Source organism: Streptomyces sp. NPDC003038 (assembly GCF_040611115.1).
Lineage (GTDB): Bacteria > Actinomycetota > Actinomycetes > Streptomycetales > Streptomycetaceae > Streptomyces.
Genome location: NZ_JBEXNN010000020.1, coordinates 26,945 through 46,879, shown reverse-complemented (window position 1 = coordinate 46,879; position 19,935 = coordinate 26,945). Strand labels below are relative to the sequence as shown.

Annotated in this window: 20 protein-coding genes and 1 pseudogene; 9 read left to right on the top strand and 12 right to left on the bottom strand. The window is 71.1% G+C overall.

Going from position 1 to position 19,935, the window contains the following annotated elements; translation table 11 throughout:
* Positions 1-62: 62 nt before the first annotated feature.
* Positions 63-323 (bottom strand): hypothetical protein, encoded by a 261-nt coding sequence (locus ABZX75_RS23465; protein ID WP_355413594.1) that lies wholly within the window; start codon positions 321-323, stop codon positions 63-65.
* 147 nt (positions 324-470) lie between these two features.
* Positions 471-1,655, bottom strand: a complete 1,185-nt coding sequence (aroC, locus tag ABZX75_RS23460) for a chorismate synthase (protein ID WP_355413592.1) — start codon at positions 1,653-1,655, stop codon at positions 471-473.
* A gap of 291 nt (positions 1,656-1,946) precedes the next feature.
* Between aroC and ABZX75_RS23455 the strand changes: the two genes are divergently transcribed.
* Together ABZX75_RS23455 and ABZX75_RS23450 are read left to right on the top strand one after the other, a co-directional pair.
* Positions 1,947-2,219 carry a DUF1876 domain-containing protein gene (locus ABZX75_RS23455; RefSeq protein WP_355413590.1) on the top strand — a complete coding sequence of 91 codons (273 nt, stop codon included), beginning with the start codon at positions 1,947-1,949 and terminating at the stop codon, positions 2,217-2,219.
* A 66-nt stretch (positions 2,220-2,285) separates the two neighbouring features.
* Complete coding sequence (locus ABZX75_RS23450; protein WP_355413588.1) at positions 2,286-2,498, top strand: hypothetical protein; 213 nt, start codon at positions 2,286-2,288, stop codon at positions 2,496-2,498.
* Here ABZX75_RS23450 and ABZX75_RS23445 read toward each other — a convergent pair whose 3' ends face one another.
* Entirely contained in the window at positions 2,499-2,750 is a 252-nt protein-coding gene (locus tag ABZX75_RS23445) for a DUF397 domain-containing protein (RefSeq protein ID WP_355413586.1), read from the bottom strand.
* Between the two features lie 72 nt (positions 2,751-2,822).
* Between ABZX75_RS23445 and ABZX75_RS23440 the strand changes: the two are divergent.
* Positions 2,823-2,912 (top strand): annotated as a pseudogene (locus ABZX75_RS23440) (ATP-binding protein); the annotation flags it as partial.
* Between the two features lie 14 nt (positions 2,913-2,926).
* Here ABZX75_RS23440 and ABZX75_RS23435 read toward each other — a convergent pair.
* Positions 2,927-3,826: a helix-turn-helix transcriptional regulator gene (locus ABZX75_RS23435; RefSeq protein ID WP_355413584.1), complete on the bottom strand. Its 900-nt coding sequence runs from the start codon at positions 3,824-3,826 to the stop codon at positions 2,927-2,929.
* A gap of 103 nt (positions 3,827-3,929) precedes the next feature.
* On the opposite strand from ABZX75_RS23435, the gene ABZX75_RS23430 reads away from it, so the two are divergent.
* Positions 3,930-5,456 carry an MFS transporter gene (locus tag ABZX75_RS23430; protein ID WP_355413581.1) on the top strand — a complete coding sequence of 509 codons (1,527 nt, stop codon included), beginning with the start codon at positions 3,930-3,932 and terminating at the stop codon, positions 5,454-5,456.
* Between the two features lie 127 nt (positions 5,457-5,583).
* On the opposite strand, the gene argS is transcribed toward ABZX75_RS23430, so the two are convergent.
* Positions 5,584-7,368, bottom strand: coding sequence for an arginine--tRNA ligase (argS, locus tag ABZX75_RS23425; protein WP_355413579.1), 1,785 nt, complete (start codon positions 7,366-7,368; stop codon positions 5,584-5,586).
* Between the two features lie 144 nt (positions 7,369-7,512).
* Here argS and lysS point away from each other — a divergent pair, with 144 nt between their 5' ends.
* Complete coding sequence (gene lysS, locus ABZX75_RS23420) at positions 7,513-9,282, top strand: lysine--tRNA ligase (RefSeq protein ID WP_355413577.1); 1,770 nt, start codon at positions 7,513-7,515, stop codon at positions 9,280-9,282.
* Between the two features lie 169 nt (positions 9,283-9,451).
* On the opposite strand, the gene ABZX75_RS23415 is transcribed toward lysS, so the two are convergent.
* The 3 genes from ABZX75_RS23415 to ABZX75_RS23405 all read right to left on the bottom strand — a co-directional run bounded on the left by ABZX75_RS23415 (position 9,452) and on the right by ABZX75_RS23405 (position 12,785).
* Positions 9,452-10,915, bottom strand: coding sequence for a DUF2637 domain-containing protein (locus tag ABZX75_RS23415; RefSeq protein ID WP_355413575.1), 1,464 nt, complete (start codon positions 10,913-10,915; stop codon positions 9,452-9,454).
* A gap of 122 nt (positions 10,916-11,037) precedes the next feature.
* Entirely contained in the window at positions 11,038-11,814 is a 777-nt protein-coding gene (locus ABZX75_RS23410; RefSeq protein ID WP_355413573.1) for a DUF3558 family protein, read from the bottom strand.
* A 113-nt stretch (positions 11,815-11,927) separates the two neighbouring features.
* On the bottom strand, positions 11,928-12,785 hold the full coding sequence (locus tag ABZX75_RS23405; RefSeq protein ID WP_355413571.1) for a DUF3558 domain-containing protein: 858 nt from the start codon (positions 12,783-12,785) through the stop codon (positions 11,928-11,930).
* A 192-nt stretch (positions 12,786-12,977) separates the two neighbouring features.
* On the opposite strand from ABZX75_RS23405, the gene ABZX75_RS23400 reads away from it, so the two are divergent.
* Positions 12,978-14,171 (top strand): RtcB family protein, encoded by a 1,194-nt coding sequence (locus ABZX75_RS23400; protein WP_355413569.1) that lies wholly within the window; start codon positions 12,978-12,980, stop codon positions 14,169-14,171.
* 183 nt (positions 14,172-14,354) lie between these two features.
* Positions 14,355-15,029, top strand: coding sequence for a polysaccharide deacetylase family protein (locus ABZX75_RS23395; RefSeq protein WP_355413567.1), 675 nt, complete (start codon positions 14,355-14,357; stop codon positions 15,027-15,029).
* A 9-nt stretch (positions 15,030-15,038) separates the two neighbouring features.
* Here ABZX75_RS23395 and ABZX75_RS23390 read toward each other — a convergent pair whose 3' ends face one another.
* Together ABZX75_RS23390 and ABZX75_RS23385 are read right to left on the bottom strand one after the other, a co-directional pair.
* Positions 15,039-15,809: an SDR family oxidoreductase gene (locus ABZX75_RS23390; protein ID WP_355413565.1), complete on the bottom strand. Its 771-nt coding sequence runs from the start codon at positions 15,807-15,809 to the stop codon at positions 15,039-15,041.
* Positions 15,810-15,884: 75 nt separating this feature from the next.
* The gene (locus ABZX75_RS23385; RefSeq protein ID WP_355413563.1) at positions 15,885-16,220 is read right to left on the bottom strand and encodes a YnfA family protein; all 336 of its coding nucleotides are present in this window, start codon (positions 16,218-16,220) and stop codon (positions 15,885-15,887) included.
* Between the two features lie 138 nt (positions 16,221-16,358).
* Between ABZX75_RS23385 and ABZX75_RS23380 the strand changes: the two genes are divergently transcribed.
* Entirely contained in the window at positions 16,359-16,838 is a 480-nt protein-coding gene (locus ABZX75_RS23380; RefSeq protein ID WP_355413561.1) for a hypothetical protein, read from the top strand.
* A gap of 174 nt (positions 16,839-17,012) precedes the next feature.
* On the opposite strand, the gene ABZX75_RS23375 is transcribed toward ABZX75_RS23380, so the two are convergent.
* Both ABZX75_RS23375 and ABZX75_RS23370 read right to left on the bottom strand, forming a co-directional pair.
* A complete protein-coding gene (locus ABZX75_RS23375; protein ID WP_355413559.1) occupies positions 17,013-17,750 on the bottom strand; it encodes a Mut7-C RNAse domain-containing protein in 738 nt (245 codons plus the stop codon).
* A 4-nt stretch (positions 17,751-17,754) separates the two neighbouring features.
* On the bottom strand, positions 17,755-17,895 hold the full coding sequence (locus ABZX75_RS23370) for a hypothetical protein (RefSeq protein WP_355413557.1): 141 nt from the start codon (positions 17,893-17,895) through the stop codon (positions 17,755-17,757).
* Positions 17,896-17,998: 103 nt separating this feature from the next.
* On the opposite strand from ABZX75_RS23370, the gene ABZX75_RS23365 reads away from it, so the two are divergent.
* Positions 17,999-19,864, top strand: coding sequence for a hypothetical protein (locus ABZX75_RS23365; protein WP_355413555.1), 1,866 nt, complete (start codon positions 17,999-18,001; stop codon positions 19,862-19,864).
* Positions 19,865-19,935 lie beyond the last annotated feature (71 nt).

The window sequence follows — 19,935 nt, the reverse complement described above, 5'->3', positions numbered from 1 at the left end:
TAGTAGAGCTTCGTCAGGTCGGGGCTGCGTTGGTGCTCTGCGGGTGAGGGAGTCCGCCCGGATCAACCCCCGGGCGGACCATGGCCGTCACTCGGCGCGAGCTTGGCCAGCGCGGACTCCTCGGCGTGTACGGTGGCATCCGTCTCGCGGCTGTAGCCGTAGGCCAGTTCCGTCCCGGCGCGGTCCACGATCACCGCGCCCACCGAGTACGCCCCCTCGCTGACCGGGCAGAGCCGCGACACGCCGATCGCCCGCCGCATCCACGTTTCGTCCGCCGGCTTCAAGGCGGTCGACAGGTCCGCCCCGGTCGCCGGGGGCGCCACGCCGGCCGGGACCGTCGGGTGCGCCGGATCTGCTGCCGGTGAATCCGCCGGCCGCGGACAGCAGCACGTAGGGCCGGGCGACGGCAGCGGCGCCGTCTACGCCAGCGGCAAGGGTCCCGGCACCGGCACCCGCGCCCGCACCGGCACTCACCGGATCCGCAGGTGCCCGAGGTACGACTCGACATTGCGCCGCGTCTCGGCCACCGAGTCCCCGCCGAACTTCTCGACGACCGCGTCGGCCAGCACCAGCGCGACCATCGCCTCGGCCACGATGCCCGCGGCCGGCACGGCGCACACGTCGGAGCGCTGGTGGTGCGCGGCAGCGGCCTCGCCCGTCGCCACGTCCACCGTCGCCAGAGCCCTCGGCACGGTCGCGATGGGCTTCATGGCGGCCCGTACGCGCAGCAGCTCGCCCGTGCTCAGCCCGCCCTCGGTGCCCCCGGAACGCCCCGAGGTCCGCTTGATCCCCGCCTCCGTGGCGACCATCTCGTCGTGCGCCCGCGACCCGGGAAGCCGGGCGAGCCCGAAGCCGTCGCCAACCTCAACGCCCTTGATGGCCTGGATGCCCATCAGCGCAGCGGCCAGACGTGAGTCCAGCCGCCGGTCCCAGTGGACGTGCGAGCCGAGCCCGACGGGGGCCCCGTACGCCAGCACCTCCACCACGCCGCCGAGGGTGTCGCCGTCCTTGTGGGCCTGGTCGATCTCCGCGACCATCGCCTTGCTCGCGTCCGCGTCCAGGCACCGCACCGGATCCGCATCGAGCTCCTCCACATCACCGGGGACCGGGTAGAGGCCGTACGGGGCCTTGGCCGCGCCGAGCTCCACGACGTGCGAGACGATCTCGATCCCGGCGGCCCGCGCCAGGAACGACCGCGCGATCGCGCCGAGCGCCACCCGCGCCGCGGTCTCCCGCGCGCTGGCCCGCTCCAGGACCGGCCGGGCCTCGTCGAAGCCGTACTTCTGCATCCCGGCGAGGTCGGCGTGCCCGGGTCGCGGGCGGGTCAGCGGCGCGCCCCGGCCCGTTTCCTTCAGCTCGGCGGGATCCACCGGGTCGGCGGACATGACCTTGTCCCACTTCGGCCACTCGGTGTTCCCGATCATCACCGCGACGGGCGACCCGAGGGACAGCCCGTGCCGCACCCCGCCGAGGAACGTGACCTCGTCCTGCTCGAACTTCATCCGCGCACCCCGGCCGTGGCCGAGCCGGCGCCGGGCCAGGTGCTCGCCCACGAGCCCGGTGGTGACGGGAACACCGGCGGGAAGCCCCTCCAGCGTCGCCACCAGCGCCGGTCCGTGCGACTCCCCGGCGGTCAGCCAACGCAATTTGCCCATGCGGACGATCACCCCTGCTCATTGGTCGGGAGCGTCACCATAGGCAGCGCCCGCGAACCACCCCGCGTACGGGGAAGCCAATCCGTCAGCTCCCCGCTCCCCGGTCCCCGACCGCGCCACCCAGCCGGACGATCGCGGCGTAGACGGGAAGGCGACGCCGTACGAGGCATCGGACCGGTCACGCGCGCGTCGTCGCGGGAGCCGCATACCAGGGCGGTCCTGCCCCGCTAGCGTTCCGGAGGGTGCGGGCGCACGCTGGAGGGTGGGTGAATCCTCTGGAGGTGATGCAGCATGTCCACGCTCGTCGGGTGGCATGTGGAGATCGAGTTCACCGAGGAAGGCCACCGCACGGCTGCGGCGGCCATGGTCAGGCTCGGGGACGGTTCCGAGCTCAGAGCGCACGGGTATGCCATGCGCCATCCCTCCGACCCGGAGCAGCTACGGGTTGGGGAGGAGATCGCCGGCGCTCGCGCGCTCATGGATCTGTCGTCCCAGCTGTTGCAGAAGGCCCACGGCGAGATCGACGAAGTCACGGGCCGGCACTCTTATCCGCTGAATCAGTGAATCAGTGCATCGTGAGGCCAAGCGCCTTTGGCCATCGTGGCGCGTTCCGAATCCGGACACGCCGCGGTGGCTGTGGCGAGGGTGACCGTCGCGCCCGGCCTGCTGGACACGCGACGGGGACCCGGCGCGCATGTACGCACGCTGCGGCTGCTGACCACCTCGAATACGCACCCGGCGGTGACGCGGCTGCGGGAGTTCGACGCGTTCACGCGGACCGACGAGCCGGACTTCCCGTTCGGCTTCGGCCTGGGCGCCTGCTGGACGGCCTGGCCGAGCTGATCAACGAGCGGAACGAACCCACCGCGTGAGCCCGGCCCAGGTGGCGGGGGCCAGATCCAGGACGGGGCCCTCGGTGACCTTGGAGTCCCGGACGTGGACCTGTGTGGCGCAGGCGGCGACCTCGACGCACTGGCCGCCCTCGCTGCCGCTGTAGGAGGACTTCCGCCAGGCCACGGCGACTTCCAGGCAGGCGCCGCCTTCGCTGCCGCTGTAGCTGGACTTGAACCACTTCAGTGCGGTGGTGGCGCTCATAGCTCTCCTAGCAGGCGGTCCAACAGGCCCCGCGTCTGCTCCCGAACCGGCCGCCCGGCGGGGAGGGCGGCCCGGGGGCTGTTCCTCGTCGCCGCCCTCGCCGACGCCTGGGGCGTGCTGCCCCGGTCGCCGGGCAAGGTCGTCTGGTGCGAGTTCCGCTGAGCCTGGCCCCGCCGTTACCTGTCCAGATGCCGGGGGACCTCGGAGAGGGCGACCTCAGGTTCCTGCTGATCGGCAACTTGGCTGGACAACAGTCGTAGGGCGTCGGCTGAGGCGGTGTCGTTGGGTGTATAGACCTCGAGCCGGTGGTCGGGGCTCTCGGGCTGGAGCCACACCTGGTAGTCGACGTCGACCCCTCCGACGGTTGGGTGTTGCAGGCGCATGGTGCCCACGGTGCAGTCCGCGACGTCGCCTTTGGCCCACAGTTTGGCGAAGTCGACGCTGCGCATGGCGAGTTCGCCGATCAGTTCGGCCAACCGGGCGTCGTTGGGATGCCTGCCTGCGGTGAGCCGCAGGTAGGCGACATGAGCTCGGGCCAGTTCATCCCAGTTTCGGTGCAGATCGCGGGTGAGGGAGTCGAGGAAGAACATCCGAGGGATGGAGGGCCGTCGCGCGAGATCGTGGGGCGCGTCGAAGTCGACGTGTTCCGCGACGAGGGCATGTCCGGTGCGGTTCCAGACCAGCACGTCGCCACGGCGGCCGAGCACGACGGCCGGCGTGGTCTCTCCCAGGGAGGCCAGGAGCGCCAGTACTCGTGGGTGCGGCCTTTCCGGGCGCGGGCGGACCAGGCGTGAAGTGGCGGGATGACGGGCGAGGTTGTGCAGGTGAGCCGTCTCGGCCTGATCGAGCTGAAGCACGTTGGCGAGCGCGTCGAGGACCTGTTGGGAGGCCGTACCGGCCTGCCCCTGTTCCAGCCGCGTGTAGTAGCCGGCGCTCACGCCCGCGAGCTGAGCGAGTTCCTCGCGACGCAGACCCGGCACGCGGCGGGCGGCTCCGTACGTGCGCAGTCCGACGTCGGCGGGCGTGACCCGGTCGCGGCGGCTCTTGAGATAGGCCCCGAGGCTCTCCAACTCCATGACCTCGAGCGTAGGCGGAACGGTCCGATTCAGGGTGCCCCTGCGAGGTGTACCCATGACGCGGGGATGGTTGCCGAGCGGACCACATCGCACCATCCCAAGCATGAATGAACAGCGTGTTTCTCACTCACCCAGTCCGCGGGCGTGGCTCGGTCTGCTGGTGGTACTCGGCCCGGTCCTGCTGGTCGCGATGGACAGTTCGGTCCTGTTCCTGGCGATGCCCAAGGTCACCGAGGCGCTGTCGCCGACCGCCGATCAGGCGCTGTGGGTCCTGGACGTCTACGGATTCGCCGTCGGGTCCCTACTCATCGCGTTCGGGAACATCGGCGACCGGTACGGCCGGCTGAAGCTGCTGATGATCGGCGCGGCGGTGTTCGGCGCGGCCTCGGCGGGAGCGGCGTTCGCCCCCGGGCCGGAACTGCTGATCGTCTTCCGGGCGCTGATGGGCGTGGCTGGTGCCACGCTGTTGCCGTCGGCGCTGGCGGTACTCAGCGGCCTGTTCACCGACCCACGCCTGCGGGCGAAAGCGATCGGCATCTTCGCAGCCACCTTTGCCGCCGGCTTCGCGATCGGCCCGGTCGTCGGCGGACAGCTGCTGAACAGCTTCTGGTGGGGATCGGTCTTCCTGATCAATCTCCCCGTCGTCGTGCTGTTCCTGATTCTGGCCCCGGTCCTGCTCCGCGAGGTACGTGCCACCCGGACCGGCCGCATCGACGCTCTGAGCGTTCTGCTCTCCGCTGCGGGCATCCTGCTGACCGTCTACGCGATCAAGCACGCGTCGGCGGAGGGGCTGACCACGACGCCGATGGCCGCGGGGATCGTCGGCGTCGTCACCCTGTGGTGGTTCGTCCGGCGGCAACTCCACTTGGAACACCCGCTGATCGACTTCCGCCTCTTCCGCGACCGGGTGTTCACGATCGCGGCGATCACCGGGCTTCTGCCTCTGGCCGCATGGTCGGCAGTGGCCTACCTCGGCGGCATCTACCTCCAGTCCGTCCTCGGACTGACCGTCCTGGACGCGGCTCTCGTCGCGCTCCCCGGCGCCGCGGTGCTCACCGTCACCTGCATCGTCACACCGGCACTGGTCGCGCGCATCGGCGCCCGGGCGGCGCTCATCACCTGCCACTTCTTCATCGCCGCAGGGCTGCTCCTGCTGCTGGCCACCAGCACCTCCAGCGGCATCGGCTGGTACGTGGCATCCACCGTCATCGCCGGCATCGGCTACGGCATCTCCTTCAGCGTCGTCGCCGACACCGCCATCGCCGCGGTTCCCGCAGAGCGCGCCGGGTCCGCGGCAGCAATCGCCGAGACCAGCAACGAGATCGGCAGCGCCCTCGGCATCGCACTCCTCGGCTCGCTGGCTGCCCTGATCTTCCGGCTCGCAGGACCTGACCTCGCCAGTACCCTCAACGAGACATTGCAGGTCCCCGGCCTCACGGCCGCGGTGATCGGCGATGCGAAGTCAGCCTTCGTCACCGGTCTGCATGCCGCCGCCGTCATCGCGGGCATTCTCCACGCCGCACTCGGCGCGTTCGCCCTGCGCCACCTGCCGCGCTCCTTCACCGGCACCGACGACGCCTATCCGGAGTCCCTGCCCCAGGACACCTTCGAAGAAAGCGGCGTTCGATGACCCATGCCAACTCCCCACGCCGGTGGTCGAGATCGCGGGATGGTTGAGGGCTGTGAGATCACACCATCCGTACGGCCCCGGCAGCAGCTGCCGGGGCCGTACGGATATGTCAGAACTGAGAGAACTGTCAGAGCTTCTCGGGCGTGCGGATGCCCAGGAGCGACATGCCCTTGTTCAGGGTCCGCGCCGTCAGCTCGCACAGGAACAGGCGGTTCTCCCCGACCACCAGCTCCGGCTCCGGCCTGATGACCGGGCACTGGTCGTAGAACGTCGTGAACAGCGAGGACAGCTGGTAGAGGTACGCGGTCAGCTTGTGCGGCGCGTGGTCCGCGGCCGCCTCGGCGATCAGCTCGCCGAAGTGGTCCAGGTGCAGGCCCAGCGCACGCTCCGCCGGGGCGAGCTCCAGCTCCGGGTGCGCGACCGGGCCACGGTCGCCCGCCTTGCGCAGGATGGACTTGATCCGGGCGTACGCGTACTGGAGGTACACGGACGTGTCGCCGTTCAGCGAGACCATCTGGTCCAGGTCGAACTTGTAGTCACGGGCGGCGGACGTGGACAGGTCGGCGTACTTCACCGCGCCGATGCCCACGTACCGGCCGTTCTCCACGATCTCGTCCTCGGACAGACCGACCTTCTCGGCCTTCTCGCGCACGACGGCCGTCGCCCGCTCGACGGCCTCGTCCAGCAGGTCCACCAGCCGCACCGTCTCGCCCTCACGGGTCTTGAACGGCTTGCCGTCCTTGCCGAGCACCGTGCCGAAGGCCAGCTGCACGGCCTCGACCTCGTCGTTCAGCCAGCCCGCCCGGCGCGCCGTCTCGAAGACCATCCTGAAGTGCAGGGACTGCCGCGCGTCCACCACGTAGATCAGGGTGGTCGCGCCCAGGTCGCGGACTCGGTTGCGGATCGCGGAGAGGTCGGTGGCGGCGTAGCCGAAGCCACCGTCCGACTTCTGCACGATCAGCGGGGTCGGGTTGCCGTCCGGCCCCTTGACGTCGTCGAAGAAGACGCACAGCGCGCCGTTGGAGCGGACGGCGACGCCCGACTCCTCCAGCAGCTTGCAGGTCTCGATGAGCATGTCGTTGTAGCCGGACTCGCCGACGACGTCGGCGTCCCGGATGTCCATGTCCAGCTTGTTGAAGACGGAGTAGAAGTAGATCTTCGACTCGTCCACGAACCGCTGCCACAGGGCCAGGGTCTCGGCGTCGCCGGCCTGGAGGTCCACCACCCGGGCCCGGGCGCGGGTCTTGAACTCCTCGTCGGAGTCGAAGAGCGTGCGCGAGGCCTTGTAGAGGCGGTTCAGGTTCGACATGGCCTCCTCGCCGGAGACCTCCAGGTCGGCGTCGGCGCCCGCGGCCTTGTGGTCCAGCTCGTGCGGGTGCTCGATCAGGTACTGGATGAGCATGCCGAACTGGGTGCCCCAGTCGCCGATGTGGTGGCGACGGACCACCTTCTCGCCGGTGAACTCCAGGATCTCCACCATCGCCGCACCGATCACGGCCGAGCGGAGGTGACCGACGTGCATCTCCTTGGCGACGTTCGGCTGCGCGTAGTCGATCACCGTGGTGCCCGGGTTCTCCGAGAGCGGGACGCCGAGGCGGTCGTCGCCCGCCCGCGCCGCCAGCGTCTCGATGATCGCCTTGTCGGTGATCGTGATGTTGAGGAAGCCGGGGCCCGAGACCTCGACGCCCTTGATCAGGTCACCGGCCGCGATGGCCTCGACCACCGTCGTCGCCAGCTCGCGCGGGTTGGCCTTCGCCTTCTTCGCGAGCGCCAGGATGCCGTTGGCCTGGAAGTCGGCCCGGTCGCTTCGTCGCAGCAGGGGGTCGGTGGCACCGGCCTCCGGCAGGGCGGAGGCAAGGGCGTCCGCGACGCGCTGATGGACGGAAGAAGCGAGGGAAGGGACCGAGGCCATGAGCTGCCGTTCCTGTGAGGTCGCACTGCGAGGTGAAACTTGGTTGTTCCGACAAAGGCCGAGTATCCCACGCGGGGCCTGTCCGTTTCTCGGGAGAATCGGCGGGCGGAAACAACCTCGGAACGGCTCGTCACGTCTGGGAGAATGGCTGAAGCCAGCATTCGAGTAGAAGGACGTGTCGTGGCTCAGAGCAGCACCGAGACCGACTGGGTCTCCCGTTTCGCGGACGAGGTCATCGCCGAGGCGGAGCGCCGAGCACCCGGCAAACCCCTCACTGTCACCGTCGCGTCCGGACTCTCCCCCTCCGGCCCGATCCACCTGGGCAACCTCCGCGAGGTCATGACCCCGCACCTGGTCGCGGACGAGATCCGCCGCCGGGGCATCCCGGTCCGGCACGTCCTGTCCTGGGACGACTACGACCGCTACCGCAAGGTGCCGGCCGGCGTCCCCGGCGTCGACGAGTCGTGGGCCCAGCACATCGGCAAGCCGCTGACCGCCGTCCCCGCCCCGGCCGGGTCGCCGTACGACAGCTGGGCCGAGCACTTCAAGGCCGCCATGGTCGAGGCGCTGGCAGAACTGGGGGTCGAGTACGACCCGATCAGCCAGACCGAGCAGTACACGACCGGCGTCTACCGCGAGCAGGTGCTGTTCGCGATGAAGCACCGCGGTGACATCGACGCCGTCCTCGACCAGTACCGCACCAAGCAGAAGCCGGGCGGCAAGAAGCCCCAGCAGAAGCAGGTCGACGAGGCCGAACTGGAGGCCGCCGAGGGCTCCGGCGCGGCCGCCGAGGACGACGGCAGCACCGGTGAGGGCGGGTACTTCCCGTACAAGCCGTACTGCGGCGCGTGCAACAAGGACTTCACCAAGGTCACCTCGTACGACGACGAGACGACCGAGATGACCTACGTGTGCACCGAGGACCTGCACACCGAGACGGTCAAGCTCAGCGAGTTCAACCGCGGCAAGCTGGTCTGGAAGGTCGACTGGCCGATGCGCTGGGCCTTCGAGGGTGTCGTCTTCGAGCCCTCCGGCGTCGACCATTCCTCGCCCGGCTCGTCCTTCCAGGTCGGCGGGCAGATCGTGCACATCTTCGGCGGCGAGCAGCCGATCGGACCGATGTACGCGTTCGTCGGCATCTCGGGGATGGCCAAGATGTCCTCCAGCAAGGGCGGGGTCCCGACCCCGGCCGACGCGCTGAAGATCATGGAGCCGCAGCTGCTGCGCTGGCTGTACGCGCGCCGCCGCCCCAACCAGTCCTTCAAGATCGCCTTCGACCAGGAGATCCAGCGGCTCTACGACGAGTGGGACAAGCTGGAGGCCAAGGTCGCCGACGGCTCCGCGCTGCCCGCCGACGCGGCGGCGCACAGCCGCGCCGTGCGGACGGCCGCCGGCGAGCTGCCGCGCACCCCGCGGCCGATGCCGTACCGGACGCTCGCCTCGGTCGTCGACATCACCGGCGGACACGACGAGCAGACCCTGCGCATCCTGAGCGACCTGGACCCGGAGAAGCCGCTCACCTCGCTCGACGAGGTACGGCCGCGCCTGGACCGCGCCGAGAACTGGATCACCACCCAGGTCCCCGCCGACCAGCGGACCCTCGTACGCGAGGAGCCCGACGTAGAGCTGCTGTCGTCCCTGGACGACGAGGGGCGCGAGTCGCTGCGGCTGCTGGTGGACGGGCTGGATTCGCACTGGTCGCTGGACGGGCTGACCACGCTCGTCTACGGCGTACCGAAGATCATGGCCGGGCTGGAGCCCGACGCCAAGCCGACGCCGGAGCTCAAGGTCGCGCAGCGGACGTTCTTCGCGCTGCTCTACCGGCTGCTCGTGACCCGGGAGACCGGGCCGCGACTGCCCACGCTGCTGCTGGCGGTGGGAGCGGACCGGGTGCGCAAGCTGCTGGCGGTCTGATTCCGCAAGCGGCCGCCTGAGTAACGCGGAAGGCCCGCACCCCGAGGACCGAGGGTGCGGGCCCTTCCACGTCTGCGGTGCGGGTGCCCGGCGGCTCCGGGCCCGGTGGCTCGTGCCCGGCGGCTCGGGGCTCTCGGCTCTGGGCCTCTGCGATGACGCGATGACGCGCTTACGCGATGTGCTCGCTCTCCAGGTCCTTCTGGTAGCGCAGCTTGAACGCCGGGATCATCCGCCGGAGCAGCGAACCGCTGCGGGGGTGGGTCACGCCGTAACCGTCCGAGAGGTGTATGTCGAGCGCCTCGGCCGTCGGGAAGTCGTTCTGCTCGTCGATGAGCGCGCGGAACACCTTGTACGCCACCTCGGCGAACTCGGCCTCGTCGGGGGTTCCCAGGAACTCCTGGGCTTGCTGGGCCTGCTGCGCCGCCTGGGCCTGTTGGGCCTGCTGAAACTGCTGAGCATCCTGCTGGACGCCGTGCTGGTGGGGGGCCGGGACGGAGAGATCCTGCAGGTGCTGCGGGTGGGGCTGGGGCTGCGGGTGGGGCCCGCCGTCCGGTTCAGGACCCGTCGGAGGCATGACCGGAGTCGGCTCCAGGCCCTCCACCACGCGCGGGTTGTAGCCGCCCTCGTACGCCGCCTGCGGGGCCCGGGGCGCGGCGAACCAGGCGCTGTTGTGCGCCGCCGGCATGGCGGTCGGGTCCACCGCGAAGGGAGCGGGGGCGCCGGCCGCGACCGCGGCGGCCGCCGCGGCGGCCAGCGCCTCGGCGGACTGAGGCTCCTGTACCTGCTGTGTCTGCTGTGTCTGCTGTGCCTGCGGTGCCTGCTGGGCCGCCTGCTGCGGGGCGCCCTCCCCGGGCTGCGCCGGCCCGGCGGCGGCAGGAGCGGCGGCGGCCGTCAGCGCCGGGGCGGTCCCCACCACGGGTACGGCCGACTGCGCCGCCGGGGGCAGCAGCGCCGGTTCGATGCCCGCCGCCGCCAGCCCCTCCGGGGCCGTCTGCGACAGCGGGACGCCGATCCGGGCCAGCCGCAGCGGCATCAAGGCCTCCACCGGGGCCTTGCGCCGCCAGCCCCGCCCGTAGCGCGCCTGCAACCGCGCCTGGTAGATCAGCCGGTCCTGCTCCATGCCGACCGCCTGCTCGTAGGAGCGCAGCTCCCACAGCTTCATCCGACGCCACAGCTTGAACGTGGGCACCGGGGACAGCAGCCACCGCGTGATGCGGACGCCCTCCATGTGCCGGTCCGCGGTGATGTCGGCGATCCGGCCGACCGCGTGCCGGGCCGCCTCCACGGTCACCACGAACAGGATCGGGATCACCGCGTGCATGCCGACGCCCAGCGGGTCCGGCCAAGCCGCCGCGCCGTTGAAGGCGATCGTCGCCGCCGTCAGCAGCCACGCCGTCTGGCGCAGCAGCGGGAAGGGGATCCGCATCCAGGTCAGCAGCAGGTCCAGCGCGAGCAGGACGCAGATGCCCGCGTCGATGCCGATCGGGAACACCAGCGAGAAGCTGCCGAATCCTTTCTGCAAGGCGAGGGCGCGCACAGCGGAATACGAACCCGCGAAGCCGATCGCGGCGATGACCACCGCTCCGGCCACCACGATGCCGATGAGTATCCGGTGCGTACGAGTCAGTTCCATCGCGGCCACCCGCGATCCCCTCCCCTTATCCAGCCCTTACCGAGCTACGGCAGGCACAGCGTACGGGGGACGCGGGTGACTGTATGTCAGCGCCCCCGACGCTCGCCCCCGACGCTCGCCGCCTACTGCTGGGGCTGCGGCGAAGCGGGCTGCTGCGGCTGCTCGGGCTGCTTCTGCTGGTTGGCGGTGTCGATCGAGGCCACGGTCTCCTTCGCCGCCACGATCGCGTCCTGCAGCAGCTTCGCCTGGTCCGGGGCGCCGGCACCCTCGTACGCCGCACCGTTGTAGTCGAGCGTGATCACCACGTTCTGGGTGCGCGCCACGATCGTCGTGTTGAAGGAGTCGACGTCCTTCTTCACGCTGTACACGACCGACGTCCCCTGGTCGCCGATCCCGCCCGCGGGCTCCGCCTTCAGGTTCTGCGCGCCCTCCACCGCCTTCGCACCCTCGACCTGCTTGTTGTACTGCTCCTCGGCGCGCTTGTTGGCGCTGCCGAGCGAGGCCTGCGAGTCGTAGCGGAACATCGAGATGGAGAGCCAGCGGTACTGCGAACCCTTCAGACCGTCCTCGTCCAGGCCGTTCCAGGTACAGCCGGCGCGGCTGCTCAGGTCGTTCGACTTGGCCGCCGTACCGTTCTTGTCCTTCGCCTCCGGGACGAGGGAGTCGATGGTCGCCGTCTGGACCGCCTTGCACGGCTCGGGCAGCGTGGCGAACGCCGCCTTCTCCAGGGTGGGCGAAGGCTTCGCGCTCGGCTTGGCGGACGAGGAGGAACCGGACTTATTGCCGCTGTCCGAGCCCGATCCCTTGCCCGAATCGGACGAGCACCCGGCGACGGTGAGGATCACCGGGACGGCTGCGCAGGCGAGAACGCGGGTGAGGCGCGAGGCTGATCGGTGCATGTTTCCTTCAGTGCGTTGGTGGGTGTTCTTCGGGCGCGGACCCGTGCAACGGTAGCCCGACCCGGCGGCCGTCTGCTGTGCGCGCCGTCACGCCCGGCCGCGCCCCGCGCCGCTCATTCGTTGAACCGCTCGGCCAGGGCCTGCGCCAACTGCCGCGCCTTGTCCTGGGTTTCCGTGCTCGGCGGGACCGTGCCGGGCAGCGACGGCTGCACGCTGTACTCGACCGTGACGATGACATTCGAGGTACGGAACACAATCCGCACGGTGCGCGCCTGCGCCGCGGTGGCCCCGGCGGCGCTCAGCTTGTCGTCGAGGAAGGCCTCGTTCCCGAGCCCCTCCAGCACGCGGGAGCCGAGCTCGGGCGGGGCGATGGACGGACTGCCGCTCGTCGGCGCCCCGGGCGTGGGCGCGGCCGCGCCGGGGTCCGGAGCACCACTGCCATTCGTACTCGTACTCGCACCCGTACCCGGACTCGGGCTGCCGCCCGGACCCGCACTCGCGCCGGGAGGCGTGGCGGGCCCGGGGAACGGCAGGCGGGCGTCCGTGAGCTGGCGTACGTACACCTGCCGCGCCTTGTCGTCGTCGCTAGCGACCGCCCGGTCATACGAGACCACGCGCTCGAAGCCGACCGACAGCAGCCGCGTCTCCTCGGGCGTCTGCGTGGTCCAGCGGCAGCCGACGCGCCGGTCGCCGTCGTACGAGGCGTCCGCGGTGCCGGCGTAGAGCCGTTCGAGCTGCTCGCCCACCAGCTCGGCCGGGGCCGGCAGCATGGCCCTGAGCCGCTTGCCGTCGGCGGCCTTGCACGGTGCGGGCAGGCTGCTGTACTTCCCGGGTTGCGCGGGCACGACGGGGCTGCCGCCCGCCTTCGCGTCGCTGGTGGTCCCGGCGTCGCCCCCGCCGGTGCACCCGGCCATGAGTGCGGTGAGCATCGCGATGCCCGGCAGGGCTCGCCGTACCGCCTTGCGCTGCACGTCCAGTGGCTCCCTTCGACCGGCCGGCCGCCCGGCGGTCAGGAAAATGCGTTGCCGCGGCTCGGGCGCGGATGGACACAATGTCTATCGCACACGCTGGTGCCGGCGCCGGTCCTCTGTCGTATTTGGGATCAAGAGCGAGGCTTTTTGCGTATTCAGACTTTTCTGTGGTTTTCGGGGGATTAGAACCGTATGTCGTATGTAGAGGTACCTGGGGCGAAGGTCCCCATCCGGATGTGGACCGACCCGGCGTCGGTCGAAGACGGCGCGATGCAGCAGCTCCGCAACGTCGCCACCCTCCCATGGATCAAGGGCCTGGCCGTCATGCCGGACGTCCACTACGGCAAGGGCGCCACGGTCGGCTCGGTGATCGCGATGAAGGACGCGGTCTGCCCGGCGGCGGTGGGCGTGGACATCGGCTGCGGCATGTCGGCGGTGAAGACCTCCCTGACGGCGAACGACCTGCCGGGGGACCTGTCGAAGCTGCGGTCGCGGATCGAGCAGGCGATTCCCGTGGGGATGGGGATGCACCGGGAGGCGGTGGATCCGGGACGGCTGTACGGGTTCTCGGAAGCAGGGTTCGGTGACCTCTGGGAGCGCTTCGACTACATCGCGGACGCGGTGAAGTACCGGCGGGACCGGGCGATGCGACAAACCGGAACTCTCGGCTCCGGGAATCACTTCTGGGAGTTTTGCATCGATACATCCGACTCTGTATGGATCATGCTGCACTCGGGCTCCCGGAACATCGGCAATGAGCTGGCCGAGCACCACATAGGTGTGGCCCGGGGGCTCTCGCACAATCAGGGGCTGGTCGACCGGGATCTCGCGGTGTTCCTCGCCGCGACCCCGGAGATGGAGGCCTATCGCAATGACCTCTTCTGGGCGCAGGAGTACGCGAAGTACAACCGTGCCGTGATGATGAGCCTTTCGAAGGAGGTCATCCGTCAGGAGTTTCGGAAGGCGAAGGTCTCCTTCGGGCAGGAGATCAGCTGCCACCACAACTACGTGGCGGAGGAGCGGTACGACGGCATGGACCTGCTGGTCACGCGGAAGGGCGCGATCCGCGCCGGCAGCGGTGACTACGGGATCATCCCGGGCTCCATGGGCACGGGCTCCTACATCGTGAAGGGCCTCGGCAACGAGAAGTCCTTCAACTCGGCGTCGCACGGAGCGGGCCGGAAGATGAGCCGGACCGCGGCGAAGAAGCGGTTCTCGGCGCGGGACCTGGCGGAGCAGACCAAGGGCGTGGAGTGCCGCAAGGACTCGGGCGTCGTGGACGAGATCCCGGGCGCGTACAAGTCGATCGAGCAGGTCATCGACCAGCAGACCGACCTGGTGCAGGTCGTGGCCAAGCTGAAGCAGGTCATCTGCGTCAAGGGCTGAGGTCCGCGCGTGCGAGGTGGCGGGGGAGTGGAAGGGCCCGGACAAGTGATCACCCGATCGGTCCGGGCCCTTGCGCGTCTCCGCCCGGACCGGTGCTCAGTCCCGGGCGGGGGGTATTTCCTCGGAAGGACCCCCAAGTAGAGGGCTTGACGGGCGGAGTTGGTCTAGACCAGGGTGTGCGGCATGGGGAGAATCCGCGTACTCATCGCCGCGCTCGCGTCTTTGTCGCTCGCCTTCGGGGCCGCCGGGTCCGCGCAGGCCGGGGTCGGGCTGCCGCCCGTCGTCGCGCAGGTGCCGACGGGGGAGAAGGTTGTCTTCGTCACGATCGACGACGGGTGGAACCACGATCCGGAGGCCGCCCGGGTCCTCCTGGAGCAGCGGGTGCCGGCCGCGTTGTTCCTGCTGCCGGGGGCGACCTCGTACGACACCGAGTACTTCACCGGACTCGCCGCGCAGGGGCGGGTCACCGTCGAGAACCACACCGTCAACCACCCCGACCTGACGACGCTCGACGCGGCCGGCAAGGACGCCGAGGTGTGCGGCGCCGGGGAGCAGCTGGCCGCGACCTTCGGGCGGACGCCGAAGCTGCTGCGGCCGCCGTACGGCGCGGTGAACGACGACGTACGGCTCGCCGCGAAGGCCTGCGGTGTGAAGGCGCTGATCACCTGGACGCACGACTTCACCACCTGGGGTGAGACGCCGCCGACGCCGCAGCTGAGGAGCGGGGACATCGTGCTGCTGCACTTCACGCCCACGCTGGCGGCGGACTTGCGTCGGACGCTGGACGCGGCGAAGGCGGCCGGGCTGAGGCCGGCCCCCCTCATGCCGCACCTGAAGGCGGCCGGGCTGGTCCGTTGAGGGTCGTCCTCAGAGCTCGCGGTGGACCTTCGTGTTCGAGGCCTGGGCGCGGGGGCGGACCACCAGGAGGTCGATGTTGACGTGGCTCGGGCGGGTCACGGCCCAGGTGATGGTGTCGGCCACGTCGTCGGCCGACAGGGGGTCCGCGACGCCCGCGTACACCTTGGCGGCCTTGTCGGCGTCGCCGCGGAAGCGGGTGGTGGCGAACTCCTCGGTCTTGACCATGCCCGGCGCGATCTCGATGACGCGTACCGGCTGGCCGACGATCTCCAGGCGCAGGGTCTCGGCGAGGACGCGCGCGCCGTTCTTCGCGGCGACGTAGCCGGCGCCGCCCTCGTACGTGGAGTGCCCGGCGGTGGAGGACAGGACCACCACCGTGCCGTCTCCGGAGGCGGTCAGCGCCGGGAGCAGGGCCTGGGTGACGTTGAGGGTGCCGATCACGTTGACCTCGTACATCGTGCGCCAGTCGGCGGGGTTGCCGGTGGCGACGGGCTCGGCTCCGATGGCGCCGCCCGCGTTGTTGACCAGGACGGCGACGGACGGATAGCGGTCGAGCGAGGCGGCGAAGGCGTCGACGGCGGGTCGGTCGGTGACGTCGAGGGCGTGGGCGGCGGCGGAGTGGCCGGCGGCGGTGAGCTCGGCGGCGAGGGCCTCGATGCGGTCCTTGCGGCGGGCCGTGAGGACGACGTGGTAGCCGGCGGCGGCGAGCTGCCGGGCGGTGGCCGCGCCGATGCCGCTGCTCGCGCCGGTGACTACGGCGGTACGGGTGGCCGTGCTCATGTGCGGGGCTCCTCGTGCATTCGTACGGGCGGTTCCTCGCCAGCATAGGTGGGGCGCGGCGGCGCGGGAGCGGACTCAGCGGCCGCGCGGGGCGTACATGATCACGGCCACGCCGGCGAGGCAGACGAGGGCGCCGACGACGTCCCACCGGTCGGGGCGGTAGCCGTCGGCGACCATGCCCCAGGCGAGGGATCCGGCGATGAAGACTCCGCCGTAGGCGGCGAGGACGCGGGCGAAATCGCCTTGGGGCTGGAGGGTGGCGACGAAGCCGTAGAGGCCGAGGGCGATCACTCCGGCGCCGATCCAGGCCCAGCCCTTGTGCTCGCGTACGCCCTGCCAGACGAGCCAGGCGCCGCCGATTTCCAGGAGGGCGGCGAGGATGAAGAGGGCGGCGGAGCGGGCGATCAGCATGGCTCAAGGTACGCAGGTGGGGTGGAGGCCGAGGCCGGGGGAGGGGGATGAATGGGGGAGGGGCTCGCCCTCATTCGTGTGATGGTCCGACCGGGCGGGCCGGGTGCTGGCTAGCGTCCGCGCCAGGAGGTGGTGTCGGTGCGCCGTGGTGCCGTACGGAGTGTGGTGGTGGCCGGGTTGCTGGTGCTCGGCGGGGCCGGGAGCGCCCAGGGGAACGATCGGGGATGGGCGGGGCCGGAGGCCGACGTGGCGTACCACGGCCTGGTGTCCCTCTCCCAGGGGCAGTTGCGGCTGTGGGTGGTCCCGGAGAACCACGGCCCGGCGGCGCTGGCGAACGCCACCGTACGGGTGCGGGTCTCCGCCGATCTCGCGGACCGGCAGGGGCTGGCGGAGGGCTGTGCGCGGGCCGGGCAGCGTGAGGTGGTCTGCGAGACGGGCGCGCTGCCGCGGCAGGGGCAGGGCCGTCACATCGGGCTGCTGCTGGACCTGCGCGAGCGGGTGCCGGAGGTGGTGGTGCGGGTGAGCACGTGGTGGAACGGCGGCGCGACGGACCGCGACCTGTCGAACAACGAGCCGGTGGTGCTGGCCTTGGACACGGGCGACACGTACGCGTTCTGAGCCGTACGGCCGGGGCGGCCGGTGCTCCGGCTCCGGGCGGTGGATCGGGCGGCGGGCCCGGCGGCGGGCCCCTGCCGTACGAGGACGGGCACGCCAGCCCGCATGCACGCCCGCCCACACATGCACGCACGCGCGCGCCGCCTCCCGGTCCGGCGGTCCCCCCCGGGCGGGCTTCTAGGCGGTGCCGAGCCCGCCGAACTCGGCGAGGGCTTCGTCGACGATCCGCTCCAGGCGGGTGTGGTGGGCGCCGCGCCAGTAGACGCGCTCGCAGGCGGTGCACTGCGCGAACACGTCGTAGGTGCGGTGCGTGCCCCGTTCGAGACGGTCGCCCACGCTGTCCTTGTCGGCCTCGCTGAGCGGGCCGTTGCAGGCGGTGCAGCGGGTCCAGGGGGCGAGCGCCGGGGCGAAGCGGCCCAGGACGTCGCGCAGTTGCTCGTCCGGATTGTCGCTGTAGACGTAGGCGCCGGCGAAGATTTCGCGGCGGCGCAGCAACCCGCGGTCCCGCGAGAGCAGGACGCGCTGCTCGGCGGCGGAGCGGGTGGCGAGGGCGGGATCGCCGATGTCCTCGTTCTCGTAGGCGGCATCGACGCCGAGCAGGCGCAGACGGCGGGCGAGGGTGCCGAGGTGGACGTCGAGCAGGAAGCGGAGCGGGGCGCCGGGGATCTGCTGGGGCCGGTCGATGCCGAGCACCTCGACGGACTGGCCCTCCTGGGGCACATAGGAGACGGGCACCTCGTGTCCGTCGACGAGGAGGCGGCCGACTTCGGTGAGCGGGACACCGGTCGATTCGACGACGTGCCCGAGGCTGGAGGCGCCGTCGGTCACGGTCGGTACGCGCTCGGCGCGCCGGCTGGGCGCGGCGAACAGGCGCAGTTCGGGGGCGAGGGTGAGCTGAATGCCGGGTCCGTTCACCCTGTCAGCATGCCATTGCGCGGCGGCCGGTCGCGGCCGGTTTTACGGGACCACCCAGGTGTTCGGTCATGACCGGTTCGTTCTTGCGTTCCAGCAGCCAGTAGTCGCCGGCGGCCCAGGGCTCCAGGTGTACTCGCGTCTCCATGCGGACAGCCTCCAGGGGCGGCGGCGGAGCCGCAACCAGCCGATTACGGGCAGGGAGCCGCCCCGCCGGTCTCCGGCCACCGGGCCTCACGATGATGTGACGCATGATCAACGCATCCCGTCGCCGTCTCCTCGCCGCGGTGGCCGCCTCGGCCGCCGTCCCGCTCACCGGCGGCCTGACCGCGTCCCCGGCGCGGGCCGCGACCGCCACCGCCCCGGCCGCCACCGCCACCGCGGCGACCGCGACCGCCGCCGCGACCGCCGCGGCCCCCAGCCTGACCGGCCCCCGCTCCTCGATGACCCTCAGCGGCGCCCCGTACGACATAGCGGCAGCCACGCGGGCCTCGGTGGGCGCGCTGACCGCGACCGTACTGCCGGGCACGGCGGGCACGGCCGGCACGGCCGGCACGCCGGACCGTACGGAGGTCAGGTGCGGCCAGGAGCGCGTGGCCCTGCTGACCAAGGGCGCCCGGACCGTGCTGATGACCGGACCGGAGCGGACGTTCACGGAGAACAAGCAGCCCTTCACCGACGACTTCGCCCGCTCCGTCCCCGATCCGGCGCTCGCCGACCCGTCCAAGCGGATCCACGGCTGGGGCAGCGCGCCGGGCGGCGGCTCCTGGACCCTGACCGGCGGTGCCCACAGCGCCCAGGCCGGCTACGACTACGCGGTCACACCCGGCGCCGGAACGATCCGCCTGACCGACTCGGCGGCCGGCCGCTACGCCACGCTGAACGACGCCGCGGTCGCCGACGTCGACTTCCACGTCCAGGCCCGCTTCGACAAGGTCCCCGCCGGCGACGCCTGTTCGTACGCCGCCGTCTTCGGTTTCGACAACGTCGACCACCACTACCGGGCGCGGCTCTCCTTCACCACCCAGGGTGCGGTGGACCTCCGCCTGGAGAGCGTGAAGGCGGGCACCACCCATCAGCTGCTGACCACGCCGGACCAGGTCGTGCGCCTCGCCACCGGGGTGGCGGCGGGCACCGACTGGACGATCCGGGTACGCCGCTCAGGGACCCGGTCCCAGGTGAAGGCCTGGCGTTCGGCCGGTGCGGAACCGGCCGCCTGGACCGCCGAGTTCACCAACACCGACCACGGCAGCGGCCGGGTGGGACTGCGGGCCTACGCCTCCCCGGGCTGTACGAGCTTCCCGGTCACGCTGACCGTCAGGCGTTTCGCCGTCAAGGAAGTGACGTGGGAGAGGCCGCCCGTCGTCACCCACCGGGACTGGGTACGGGTGCTGGACGCGCCCTTCGACGGGAACTGGACCCCGGCCCTGGAGGCGACCGTCCGGGGCTGGGCCGGGTCGGTGGCGCCCGACGTGCTCTCCTACGCGGCGATGTTCCTGCCGGGGGCACCGGCCGTGAACAGCGGCAGCAGGACGCCGGTGGGCGCGCGGGTGCTGGGCGAGGCGGGGTACGGGACGTTCGACAGCCAGGGGCTCCTGCCGGTGGGCGCGGACTTCAACGACTACATGGACCGGGACTGGACCCTCTTCCCGGACGAGCCGCTGGAGCCGAAGAAGGCGGGCCTGGCGGGGAAGCTCGACTGCTCCGGCTACGTACGGATGGTCTACGGCTACCACATGGGCGTCCCGCTCTTCTGTGACGTGGACCCGGAGAGGAAGGGGCTGCCGCGCAGGTCGGGTGCCATGGTGGACTCCGCGCCCGGGGTGCGGATCGGCCAGACGGCGGACGGCGTGCACCCGCCGGCCGCGGCGCTGCTCCAGCCCGGCGACCTGGTCCTCTTCGACGTCAACGACGCGGAGGAGTCGGTGACCGACCCGGACGACTACGCGGTCGACCACGTCGGCATCTACCTCGGGCTGGACGGCGACGGCCTGCGCCGCCTCGTGTCCAGCCGCAAGAGCTCGGACGGGCCCACGATGGGAGACATGTCGGGTGCCTCGGTCCTGGACGGCCCGGGCACGTACGCCCAGCGCCTCCACACGGTCCACCGCGTCTGACCCCCGGGCCCGGGACGTCCCGAGGCGCACCACGGCGGACGAGGAGCGTACGGGAGGGGCGCACAGGAGTG